The sequence below is a fragment of the Tenacibaculum agarivorans genome (genome assembly GCF_001936575.1).
Lineage (GTDB): Bacteria > Bacteroidota > Bacteroidia > Flavobacteriales > Flavobacteriaceae > Polaribacter > Polaribacter agarivorans.
In genome coordinates this window covers 1-11,967 of the sequence record NZ_MSMP01000038.1, presented here as the reverse complement: position 1 = coordinate 11,967, position 11,967 = coordinate 1, and the positions used below count along the sequence as shown (strand labels likewise).

Genomic DNA, 11,967 nt, shown 5'->3' with positions numbered 1-11,967 from the left:
ATGGTTCTTGCTAATCTGAAAAGTATGAAATTACTGATTATCTTTTTTATGGCAGTAGGGGTAGCTACTGCGCAAGATTTTTCTTCTATTAAAGAAAAAACAGACCAATATGCAGGTTTAATGACTGTGGAAAAATTGACGAAAACTATTGCTAAAGATTTTTCAACTAATGAAGATAAAGTAAAAGCCCTGTTTTGTTGGTTGGCTAAAAATATTCGTTACGATTTAGAAGAATTTTATAACCCTAATAGACAAACTCGAACAACATTTCGTTATAGAACTCCTGAAGAAAAAGAGGAAAAATTAAAAGCTATTAATGACAATATTATAAGAAATACATTAAGATCGAGAAAAGCGGTTTGTGAAGGATATGCCAGAACTTTTGCAGAAGTTTGTACTAGTTTGGGTATAGAAAATGAAATTATATCAGGTTATGTTAGAACTTCCTCTCATGTAATAGGGAAACCTTTAGCTGAACCTAATCATGCATGGAATGCAGTAAAACTTAACAATGATTGGGTTTTTATCGATGCTACTTGGGGAGCAGGAGCTGAGAATAATGGCCGTTGGTACAGAAAATTCAATCCTTATTATTATAATATTCCGAAAGAAAAACACTTCAAAACCCATCTACCTGAAAAGAGCATATGGAAGTTAAGAATAGGAAGAATGGAAAAAGAAGAGTTTTACAGACAACCTATCTTTAGTAATGATTTTTTAAACTCAAACGTTGATTTACTTTCTCCAAACTCTGGAGTTTTAACTAAAAATAAAGAAGGAACAGTTGAAATTTTGCTTACAAAAGCCTCAGGTAAAGAGATTTTTCTTGGTTTTTTAGGAAGTAGTACAGCCTATAAGCCTATGGTAAGTCAACAAGATAAAAATACTGTGGTTTCTTTTATTCCTCCACAGCAAGCTACATCATGTTTTCTATTGATAGATAGAAAAGTGGCCATACAGTTTTTGATTCAATAAGTATAATAACTAAACTTACATAAGCTATGAAAAATGTAATAATTGTATTCACATGTATATTGTGTCAACTTTCTTACACACAAAGTGAACGTCAAATTGAAGAAAAAGTAAGAAACTATTCTAGTGTAAATTCTGTACAAGAATTATATGAAACAATAGACGAAAATTTCAATGGAGATGTAGAAAAACTTAAAGCAATGTATACTTGGTTTACATTACACATTACTTACGAATATACTACTCAATCTACACTAAGTACTCCAGAATCAATCATATATTTCAGCGAAGAAGATTTAGCTAGAAAAGTTAAAAAAAGAAATAGAGAGCTTGTTGAAAAAACAATTCAACGTAAAAGAGGTATTTGTGAAAACATAGCATTAAGCATACAAGAAATGTGTGAACTTTTTGGTTTTGAGCACGAATTAATCGAGGGGCATGTTAAAGATGATACAGAGGATATTGGTGTAATTCCTAAGTTTAAAAACCATGTATGGAATGCTGTAAAAATTCAAAATGAATGGATTGTACTCGATGCTACATTCGGTATAGATTATGATCAAAAATTATTCAGACCTACATGTAATTATACCTACTTTGATATTTCAACAGAAAAATTAAGGTTAAGTCATTATCCTAATAGTCAAAAATGGAGAGATATTATGGAGATACCTTCAATTATTGATTTTAGCAAAAAACCAATGTTTTGGAATGTTTTTTTGAATAGTGATGCAAAACTAGTTTCACCAATTCAAGGCGAATTGAAGCACAAAAACAAAATCTTTTTAACGTTTAAAGACTTGGATGAAAGTACCAAAATTACCTACAAATTTGAAGGAGAGGGTAAAACTAAAAAACCAAAGATTAATAGAATCAACACTTTTACTAATGTGTATATAAATAAGGTAAAGGAAGGTGTGTTGACAGTATATTTTAATAACGAGTCTGCCTTGGCTTTTAAAATAGATAAGTAGCTAACTTATTTCTTCCAGAATCCTTTTTCCTTATTTTCATTAGCATAAGTAAGGATGTAAATTAGAATTTCAGCATCAATGTCTTCAATAGAAGTATAACGTAGTGATCTTACTTGTTTTCTTCCTTCAGCAATTAAATGTTCTTGATGTTTTTCAAATTCACAATTTCCATAAAAACCAACATCTACATAACCTTTCTTTTTTGAAGGATTGAGATAACAAAAAGGATTTCCATCCAAACAATAAAAAGGAATTTTCCATTTAAATTGTAAATCAACGTTAGGAAAGTTTTGTTCAATCAATACCTGTAAGTGCAATAGTATTGATTTAAAAGGTTCTTCTTGATTTAGTATGTAGGCTTCAGCAGGTCTCATGAATTTAAAAGTAAAATTTTATTTGGAAATATGTTAGTTTTATTTTTAACTTTGTACTTCAAAGTACTTTACTATGAGTTCAGAAGATTATTTAAAAGACATATCAGAAATAAAGAATTTAATGAGTAAATCTTCTAGGTTTATTTCATTAAGTGGGTTGTCTGGAGTTTTAGCGGGAACCTATGCTATACTTGGAGCAGTATATGCATATTGGTTAGTAAACAAAAGTGAAAGAGGATATTTAATTTTAGATGGTCAGATTTTTAGATTAGTCTTGTTAGATATGTTGATCGTTTTAGTATTAAGCATCTCAACAGCGGTTTATTTAACAACGTTAAAAGCGAAGAAGAATGGAGAGAAAATCTGGGATGCCACTACCAAAAGATTATTAACTAGTTTTTTAATTCCATTAGTAGCTGGAGGGATTTATACTTTAATCATTTTAAAACAACAACGTTATGGGCAAACAGGAGCTTTAATGTTATTGTTTTATGGTTTAGCTCTTGTAAATGCTTCAAAATATACATTAGGTTACGTAAAGTATTTAGGAATTACAGAAATCATTTTGGGTTTACTTTGTGCTGTTTATCCGGGGTATGGATTTTGGTTTTGGGTAATAGGATTTGGAGTAATGCATATCGTTTACGGGATTTTAATGTATTTTAAATACGAAAAGCAATAGCTAAAAAGTCAGATTTGAAAAACTTACTTAATAATATAAATAAAGCATTTGATCATAGAATCCGATTAGGCATCATGTCTATCTTGGTGGTAAATGAGTACGCTGATTTTAATACGCTAAAAGAGTTACTAGGTGCTACCGATGGTAATTTAGCTAGCCATTCTAAAGCATTAGAGAAAGTAGGTTTTATAAGAGTAGAAAAGCAATTTATTGGTAGAAAACCAAATACAAAATACTATGCCACAGCATTGGGGAAAGAAGAATTTAAAAAGCATGTAGAAGCTTTAGAACGATTAATAAAAGGAAAGTAAATTTTTTTTAAAAATAAACTTTGAAATTCAAAGTTCTTTTAAAAAACAAAAGGGAGGATTGCTGAAAACTGAGCCTGTCTGAAAAGTTGTCATTCCGAATCTTTCGACTGTCGCTCAAGACAGGTAGAAATGAAGGAATCTTTTAAGTTTAAGTTACTGTTAACAAGATTACTTCAAAATTAAAATTTTTCGTAATGACGTTTGAAAATACTTTTTAGACAGTCTCAGCTTAACAACAGAAAACAATTAATTAATAATAAAAATGGATAATAAAATGGAAAAAGTACAAGAACAAACAGGGAGAATTGGAAGATGGTTAAAGCATTCTATTTCAGCCAGAATGTTTATGATAGGATTTTTAATTTTGATATTGTTGATTCCCTTGTCTTATGTAAAGGATTTGATCAGAGAGCGTCAATATCGCCAAAATGAAGTAGTAAATGAAATCAACCAGAAATGGGGTAGAGAGGTACTGTTATACGGACCAATATTGAAGGTGCCTTATAAAAGTTATAGCGTAAAGAAAATTTTTGATTCTAAAACGCAAACACATCAAGAAGAAGTTATTGAACATGTAAATTATGGGTATTTCTTTCCGAATCAATTGAATATTGAATCTACAATAAATCCAGAACAGAAGAGTAGGGGAATCTATAAGACGGCCGTATATGGAAGTGACATTTTAATCAACGGAAATTTTACAACTCCAGATTTTAGTGAGAAGGATGTGAAAGCAGAAGATATTTTGTGGGAAAAGTCAAAATTAATTGTTCAAACTTCTAACTTAAAAGGAGTAAATACCTTGGTAGAAATTCAAATGAATAAAAATGGATATGCTTTAGCTTCAAAATACGATAGCGCTAACTCTTCTTCTGATATAGATGTATATAATACAAATTACAACAATGTCAGTTTGCATAAACTGGAAAGTAAATCTATCAAGAAAACAGATTTGCCTATTGAAAAGACTATTGATTTTTCATTAAAAATGAATATTAATGGTAGTAAACAAATACGTTTTATTCCTGTAGGAAAGGAAACCAATATAAACATCAAATCAAATTGGAAAACAGCAAATTTTATTGGAGAATATTTACCATTAAATTCAGATAAAATTACTAAGGAAGGATTTGATGCTAAATGGAAAGTATTGGATATTAATAGACCATTTCCTCAGCAATCTTTTGAAGGAATTCCGAATTTGAAGCGTTATGCATTTGGTGTAAATTTTATGATTCCTGTTGATGAATATCAGAAAAGTGAGCGTTCTGCTAAATATGGATTTTTAGTGATTGGACTTACTTTTTTAGTGTTCTTTCTAATTCAAACATTGAGTAAAATCGCAATCCATCCATTTCAATATTTAATGATTGGTATAGCTTTAACTATGTTTTATACTTTACTAATATCAATATCAGAACACAGTAATTTTCTTAAAGCGTATTTAATTGCAGGAGTAGCTGTGGTTACATTGATAACTTTGTATTCAAAATCAATTTTAAAAACAATGAAGTTTCCAATTTTTGTTGGGATAAGTTTAACTGCATTGTACACATTTATTTTTGTCATTATTCAATTAGAAAGTTATGCCTTATTGGTAGGAAGTATAGGCTTATTCATCATCTTAGCAAGCGTTATGTATGCTTCTAGGAAAATTGATTGGCAAAATGGGTAATGAAAAATATAATACGTATTATAGGATTTACTTGAGATCAATATTGATAAACTTAAGTTTCTTAATTTCAGTGTATTTCATATATAAAGTTTTGTCAAGAATAACGATATTAGGGATGTTGATTAAAGGAAGTTTTGGTCTGGATTGGACCTTAGGAATTTTACTATATAATTTACCCATTTTTCTAGTTCCCCTGGTGTTATTTTATGTAGGGAAATCAATTAATACATAAAAGAAATAAAAATGATAAAAAGAAGAATTTCAAAAACACAGAGCACTGTGCTAATTTTAGTAGTATTCTGTATTTTTTTACAATTACTACGTGTGCAATTAACACAATCATTAAAGTTTAGCTTTTTACTATGGAATTTATTTTTAGCGGTTATTCCTTATGTAATTTCCGAATTAACAAAAAAGATAGCATCGACAAAACTAAGCAAGTTTAAATTGATATTCATTCTTGGCATTTGGTTATTGTTTTTGCCCAATGCCCCTTATTTAATTACAGATTTAATTCATTTTAAAACAGGGAGATATATGATTTGGTATGATTTGTTTCTCTTATTTACCTATGCAAATACAGGCCTACTACTGGCCATACTATCTATTTACAGTATGTACACAGTTGTTGTAAATCAATGGAATTCACAAGTAGGAGAAACCTTTACAATATCAGTGTTTTTCTTATCAGGTTTTGGTGTGTATTTAGGTCGTTTTTTACGATTTAATTCTTGGGATATTATCACATCACCTATTTCCTTATTCAAAAAAGGAATAGTAAGCATTGCAAACGCTGAAGCATGGTATATGACATTAGGTTTTGGGATATTATTATGGATTTTATTTTCAGTGTTTCGAAGTATGAATTTTTCAAAAGCATAAAAGAATTGAGCTAATAAATGTTAAAAAATGTTAAAGGTGAAATTATTGAGAAATGATTTCACTTTTTAACGACAAAGAGCATTATTAAATCAATTAAAACAATGAGAAAAACACAACAATTAGTGCTAGTATTCGCACTTTCATTAGGTTTTTATGCTTCAGGTAATGCACAGGGAATGTTTGATGGTTTCTTTCAAAAAAAGGGAGATTTATCAATTACAGCTTCTTATGCGAAAAGTCAATTTGATGAATTTTATTTAGGAGCAGAAAAGCAAGATGCTGTACCAGTGCATGAAGAAATTAGTCAAGATATTTTCACATTATATGCTAAATATGGAATCACAGATCGTTTATCAGCTGTAGTAATGTTACCATTTATTTCAGCAAGTAATACGAGTAATGTACCAGATCCTGTAAACGGAGAAACATCTATTTCTGATATACAAGATATTTCAATTGCATTAAAGTTAAATGCATATCAATTTGATTTTAACAAAGCAGATTTAAGTATTATTACTGCTGCAACTGCAGTAATTCCTTCAGGATATGAGCCAAATGGTATCTTGTCTATAGGTAGTGGTGCTTTTGGTATTGACTTAAGAGCTGGTTTACACTTAAACACAGATATCGGTTTTTTCTCTACCATTTTTGCGGGATATAACTTCAGAGGAGATGCAGATAATAATCTAACACCTGGTGGAGATTTTGGAGTGCCAAATAGTTTTGTAACTACTGGAAAAATAGGATATGCAAGTAAGCTTATTTATGTAGAGGCTTGGGCAGATTTTGCAAACTCAGAAGAAGGTGTAGATATTGGAGGACCAGGTTTTGCTGGAAACTTCCCAGAAACAAATGTAGATTATTCAAGAGTTGGATTAACTTTGTATAAAGAAGTTATTCCAAACTTAGGAATCAGTGCAGGAATAGGAAAAGTAATAGATGGTAGAAACTTAGGAGATTCTCTTACATATTCAGGAGGAATTACATATAATTTCTCTGTATTATAAGAGTAAGAAGTACTATTCTAGATTACATAGAAAAGGGTATGAATGCAAATTCATACCCTTAATTTTTTTAAAATATCTTGTAGTCCATTTAACTGCAATTCATATACTAATGCCATCATTTTTCCTAATTTCCCATTAGGAAACCCCTTATTTTTATACCAAACAAGATAGTATTCTGGAATGTCGACCAAATAGGTGTTTTTATATTTTCCAAAAGGCATTTTCATATTAGCAGTATCTACTAAAAATTGTTTATCTGGCGTCATTCTTATATTTATTTAATAACCCGAAGTCAAATAAAGTCCAATAGCTTGATTTAATACCACTTTCTTTAAAAGCTTCATTTACCCAAGTATTACAAGTTTTTATAGGTGAATAAGAGCCGTTAGCTTTAAATAATTCAGAATTAGGATACATATTCTGAACAATTCGCATTCTTTTTTGATTGTTATCTAGTTTAAATGTACTTGTAATAAACAAATTTAACTTAGTTAATTGTTCAGAGTTTACAGGAACTTCTACCCACCTTCTTAATCTGAATCGGTGTGTAGATACTTCAATCAATGTTGGATTATCTAAAAATAAAGCACCTAAAGCATAAGAAAACTTAAAGTCATTCCATGTAGGCACATTTAAAAAAAAGTTCTCATCTCCCCATCCAAAACGTACAAAGTTTTTAGTAATTGGTATAGTAAGCTCTTGTTGTAAAGTGGTAGAAAGGTATTCTTTAGGTACTATAACACTCAAGTGAATACCATTAGTGTTTAAATATATTTTTTTATCAGCACCAGCTACTGGAGTTTCATGTACAGTAATGTAGCTTAAAAGAATAGAAATACCAACATATAAACACAAGCTTACAATTAGGTAAGCTATGTATTTAAGTGTTTTTTTTAGGTATTTCATAAGATTACAATTCTTTGAATATTCAAAAAATTTACATTTACTTTAGTTACTCTTTACCATCTACATAATCCTGTAAATATGTATATCTATCACTAAGCGCGCCAGTATTAGTGGTCATTTTAGCTCTAGTTAATATACCATCTTTGTCATTATTATAAAATGCAGGAATTACATGTGTTAAAAACATATCACCAAAGCCTTCACTAGCATCTCTCGGTAACTCACAAGGTAAATTATCCACTGCCATAACGGTAATAGCATTATCATTAGTATAAGCCACTTCAGATTCAGATTGTGGATCGTATCCATAAATAGGATCAGCAATAGTAGAAGCTCTGAGTGTGGTAGCTACTGGTCCGTCAACATCACAAGAAATATCTGCAACATATCTAATATTAAAATCAGGAGATTTTACATCGTCGCGTGTGTATAAATACGGAGCTCCATCTCCATAAAAATGACCAGCAATAAAAAAGTCGGTTTGTTTGGCATAAGGCATAAAATTACTTTCATAACCTGATGGATCTTTATAAAAAACAAATTTATCACCTACTTTACCATCTATTCGTTTTGCATATTCCATAACATCAACCATGCAAAAAACAGGTTCTGTAAATGTAGAGGTTAAGTATAAAGCATCACTAATTTCTTTAATGCCTAAATGGTCTAAAATTTCTTTTGCACCATAAGCTACTTTTCCAGTTCCTGAAAGTAATATTTTAAGATTTGGAAGTTTTGATTTTATACCATCCAATTCCGTTTTCATAGCTTCTAAACCAGATAAAGATTCTGCTTTTGGTAAGGTGAATAATCCTTCTTTTAAACCGATAGCCCTGAATCCATTATAAGCTCCCACTAAACCAGCATATCTACCAAATCCAATTAATCTAGCTCCATTTGCCTTGCAAATAGTTTCATGATCATACAATTCTATATTATTAGCTAAAATAGCTTGTAATAATTTTCTGTTATAGGGTTGTTTTTTTATCGTATGACTAAAGAAAAAATATTTTTTGTTAGGTAGTAAATGTTCAACTGGTACTTCTTTAACTCCCAATAGCACATCACAATCAGACAGGTCTGTTGTTACTTCAATATCAGCATCTTTATATTCTTGATCTGTAAAAATTCTAATATCAGAACTTTCTACTACAATTTCAGCTTCTGGAAATTGAGCTTTCAAATCTTTTAGCTTAGTAGGAGAGAAGACAACACGTTTGTCAGGTGGATTTTTACGTTCTTTTATAATACCAAATTTCATGTACTAGGTTACTTTTATAGTTGATTTGTTTTGTGTTTTTTGTAAAACTAGACGAAATTACGGTTTTTATAAGTTTGTACAAACTTGTTTTTGTTATCTTTGTCGCCCATTTTATTTAGAGTAAGAGGTATTCCAATATAAAAATATAGACTGATAAAGACCTTATTTTTTAAGTGAAGAAATCTTAATTCTAAATGTCTTTAATAAAAGGGGACGACTGGTTTTGACAGCGAGATTAGTGAAAATGTAAGCATACCGAGGAGTGAAATGACTACTCGTAAAACTTATTTCAAAACTATAAACGGCGAAAATAATTACGCTTTAGCTGCTTAATAATCTGAATTATAGTAAGATCCAAGCCTAGTCCCGCGAGGCGGGAAAGCTAAATGTCCACGAAAAGCCTTGGTTTGCGGCGTTTCATTTATGGGCATCGTAAAAGTAAACATAGAAAATCTAGAACTTCGATAGGTTTTCGAAACTTAAGAAGATAAGCTTAAAGTGGGTTGTTCTTAACCAGCTTTTTGCCGACAATTAAGAAAGAACTAAGTATGTAGAAAGCTTTTGAGCTACTTGTTTGGACCCGAGTTCGATTCTCGGCGTCTCCACAAAATAACCCTGTAAGTGTTGATTTTACAGGGTTTGTTTTTTCAGGTGTCAATTTTGGTGTCAAAACAGCAATGAAAACTTAAAACATTTCACTTACCAATAAACTTTATGAATTCTTCATTTTAGTTATGATATTAAAAGATAGAATGACATTATATGTATGATTTTTCTTGCTCAGAAAATCTTTTCTTTTAAAAAAACTTCTTTTTAGGGTTTTGTGTACAAATGCTTTGATTTCACCAAATTATATTTGTGGTGTGATTTAGATTAAACTAATACACTTTTGTGGTTACATGAAAAAAAGAAAAAATGAAAGTATTTATAACAGATGATCATGATATAGTTATTGAAGGCTATAGAAATTTAATAAAGTCTTATGGATTTCAAATGGTAGGGTTTTCAAAAACAGGTCAAGGTCTAATAGATTGGCTCGATAAAAACACTTGTGATATTGTGATTTTAGACCTATCAATGCCTAATTTATCAGGTATTGAGGTATTAGAAAAATTATCTAAAAAGGAAAACTTACCAAAATTTATAGTTGTATCAGGAACATACAATGCCGAACAAATAAAACAATCTATCATTTTAGGTATTCTGGGTTTTATATGTAAAGATGAAGTACATATAGTTTTAAGAGATGCACTAGAAAGGGTTTTAATGGGTAGAAAGTATTTTTCAGATGTGGTAATGGATATATTAGTAAGTAAACAATTATATGAAGAGGAAATAGTTACTGTTGAAAGTTTACTTTCAACAAAGGAAAGCCAAACATTAAAATTAATGATGGATAACCTTGATGCTTATGAGATATGTGAAGAAATGAATATTACCCAAGGTACGCTAAGAAAAATGTATCAAAGGATGAGAGAAAAACTAGGTGTTAAAAAAAATATTGGATTAGTAATTCTAGCACTTAAGCATAATTTTAAAATAAAAAAATAAAAAAATTTAAGGGAGTTAAATATTGTATATTTAGTGGTTTGATTAAATCACAACATATATGAAAAATTTATTTAGATTCCTTGTTTTAGTTGTAATTACAAGCGTTATATCTTGTACTGATAGTGAAGAAATAGCTACAAAAAATGGAGAAATTATTCAAATTGACGAACAATCAACAGACAAACAAGACACAGTCACTTCCGAAGGAGAAGGAACCAAAGACCACGATATGGACGAAGATTAAGTCTTTTTTTATTATAATTTTTTCTTCTTTACTTGTTGGAGGTCTATACTATTCTTATATTTTCATTCCTAGGTTTAGTGATGATTATATAAAGGCAGATAAAGAATTTTTAATAGCTAAGGAAGAAAATACTATTGCCTTATCAAAGGTTAAAGCATTAGCAAAAGGTACAAAAGAATATAACAGTTACTTAGAGGCTCGGAAAAATAAAAAAGAAAAATTAGACTTATTTAACAATGCTAAAAAGAGACAACGTTTTTTTGGTTTTGATTCATTTCACTTTTTTTGGGAAAGATTTACTCAAAATACGACAATATTAATTTTTGCAATATGGGTTCTTAGTATTACAGTAAGAGATAGAAAAAAGATACCTAAGTGGAAGTTTAAAATTAGGTTCTTCATTATCACTACTTTTATATCTACGAACATGTTTACTTATTTTTGGATATTTCAAAAATTTCAAGACTTTAATAAAGTAACTTATTATTGTCTCACACTTCTATTTTCTTACACATTAGGACTTATTGTTTTCATTTTTGTTAAAAATAATCAAACTTTAGTTAATGCATTAAAACGAAAATTATTTAGAGTATCTGTATATAGCTTAAACTATTGTGAAGAAGACAAAAAAGAAAAATTAGCCAAAATAATAGAAGAACCTATTTAAATAATATAGCAATAAATACATAACTAAATTTCTAAATCTATTACAGAGTCATAATAGACTGGAAAACTCTTGTTTAATTTTAAAAGTAAAAAATGAAAAAATATTAATTTTTTAGATAGTGATAGTAAAAGATAAGAACACTAATAAGGATTGTTCAGAGAAAATTTAAATCATCTTGACTGTTATCTATCTCCCCTTGAGTAACATCAACCTGAGCTTTAAATGTAGCTTGGGTTGATTATTTGAAAAACATATAAAATGCGGAAAACCACATGTTAAAATTGGTAAAACTACAAGTAATATTCTTAATAAAGAACTATCTTTGTGAAAGCAAAGTAATAAGTACAACTCAACAGTTTATCTTAATACTTTAATAATGAAAAATAAAAATTGTAAGAATAAATTAATTAAAAATTGTTTGTGTAACGCAAATTGCTAAAATCAGATTCTTTATGAAAAAA

13 protein-coding genes and 1 other RNA gene are annotated in these 11,967 nt (G+C 29.5%); 10 read left to right on the top strand and 4 right to left on the bottom strand.

Annotation, left to right across the window (positions count from 1 at the left end; all coding sequences use genetic code 11):
* Positions 1–24 precede the first annotated feature (24 nt).
* Both BVC87_RS19850 and BVC87_RS19845 read left to right on the top strand, forming a co-directional pair.
* Positions 25–975 carry a transglutaminase domain-containing protein gene (locus BVC87_RS19850; protein ID WP_075344180.1) on the top strand — a complete coding sequence of 317 codons (951 nt, stop codon included), beginning with the start codon at positions 25–27 and terminating at the stop codon, positions 973–975.
* Positions 976–1,001: 26 nt separating this feature from the next.
* Positions 1,002–1,946 (top strand): transglutaminase domain-containing protein, encoded by a 945-nt coding sequence (locus BVC87_RS19845; protein WP_075344153.1) that lies wholly within the window; start codon positions 1,002–1,004, stop codon positions 1,944–1,946.
* A 5-nt stretch (positions 1,947–1,951) separates the two neighbouring features.
* Here the strand turns inward: BVC87_RS19845 and BVC87_RS19840 are convergent, their stop codons facing one another.
* Complete coding sequence (locus BVC87_RS19840; RefSeq protein WP_075344152.1) at positions 1,952–2,320, bottom strand: DUF1801 domain-containing protein; 369 nt, start codon at positions 2,318–2,320, stop codon at positions 1,952–1,954.
* Between the two features lie 73 nt (positions 2,321–2,393).
* On the opposite strand from BVC87_RS19840, the gene BVC87_RS19835 reads away from it, so the two are divergent.
* The 5 genes from BVC87_RS19835 to BVC87_RS19815 all read left to right on the top strand — a co-directional run bounded on the left by BVC87_RS19835 (position 2,394) and on the right by BVC87_RS19815 (position 6,877).
* Positions 2,394–3,002, top strand: a complete 609-nt coding sequence (locus tag BVC87_RS19835) for a hypothetical protein (protein ID WP_075344151.1) — start codon at positions 2,394–2,396, stop codon at positions 3,000–3,002.
* A gap of 14 nt (positions 3,003–3,016) precedes the next feature.
* Positions 3,017–3,313, top strand: a complete 297-nt coding sequence (locus BVC87_RS19830) for a winged helix-turn-helix domain-containing protein (RefSeq protein WP_075344150.1) — start codon at positions 3,017–3,019, stop codon at positions 3,311–3,313.
* Between the two features lie 274 nt (positions 3,314–3,587).
* Entirely contained in the window at positions 3,588–4,988 is a 1,401-nt protein-coding gene (gene creD / locus BVC87_RS19825; protein WP_075344179.1) for a cell envelope integrity protein CreD, read from the top strand.
* A 243-nt stretch (positions 4,989–5,231) separates the two neighbouring features.
* Complete coding sequence (locus tag BVC87_RS19820) at positions 5,232–5,870, top strand: DUF1361 domain-containing protein (protein WP_075344149.1); 639 nt, start codon at positions 5,232–5,234, stop codon at positions 5,868–5,870.
* Between the two features lie 101 nt (positions 5,871–5,971).
* Positions 5,972–6,877, top strand: coding sequence for a transporter (locus tag BVC87_RS19815; RefSeq protein WP_075344148.1), 906 nt, complete (start codon positions 5,972–5,974; stop codon positions 6,875–6,877).
* A 50-nt stretch (positions 6,878–6,927) separates the two neighbouring features.
* On the opposite strand, the gene BVC87_RS19810 is transcribed toward BVC87_RS19815, so the two are convergent.
* Genes BVC87_RS19810 through BVC87_RS19800 form a run of 3 tightly spaced genes read right to left on the bottom strand, consistent with a single transcriptional unit; the run spans position 6,928 to position 9,044 of the window.
* Positions 6,928–7,143, bottom strand: coding sequence for a DUF3820 family protein (locus BVC87_RS19810; protein ID WP_075344147.1), 216 nt, complete (start codon positions 7,141–7,143; stop codon positions 6,928–6,930).
* Complete coding sequence (locus BVC87_RS19805; protein WP_075344146.1) at positions 7,130–7,783, bottom strand: DUF2459 domain-containing protein; 654 nt, start codon at positions 7,781–7,783, stop codon at positions 7,130–7,132. Before BVC87_RS19805 ends, BVC87_RS19810 begins: the two co-directional genes overlap by 14 nt.
* A gap of 46 nt (positions 7,784–7,829) precedes the next feature.
* Positions 7,830–9,044: an NAD(P)-dependent oxidoreductase gene (locus BVC87_RS19800; protein ID WP_075344145.1), complete on the bottom strand. Its 1,215-nt coding sequence runs from the start codon at positions 9,042–9,044 to the stop codon at positions 7,830–7,832.
* Positions 9,045–9,253: 209 nt separating this feature from the next.
* On the opposite strand from BVC87_RS19800, the gene ssrA reads away from it, so the two are divergent.
* From ssrA to BVC87_RS19785, 3 genes are all read left to right on the top strand, one after another.
* Positions 9,254–9,652, top strand: a transfer-messenger RNA (tmRNA) gene (gene ssrA / locus BVC87_RS19795).
* Positions 9,653–9,959: 307 nt separating this feature from the next.
* Complete coding sequence (locus BVC87_RS19790; RefSeq protein WP_075344144.1) at positions 9,960–10,595, top strand: response regulator transcription factor; 636 nt, start codon at positions 9,960–9,962, stop codon at positions 10,593–10,595.
* 143 nt (positions 10,596–10,738) lie between these two features.
* Positions 10,739–11,506 (top strand): hypothetical protein, encoded by a 768-nt coding sequence (locus BVC87_RS19785; RefSeq protein WP_075344143.1) that lies wholly within the window; start codon positions 10,739–10,741, stop codon positions 11,504–11,506.
* Positions 11,507–11,967: the final 461 nt, after the last annotated feature.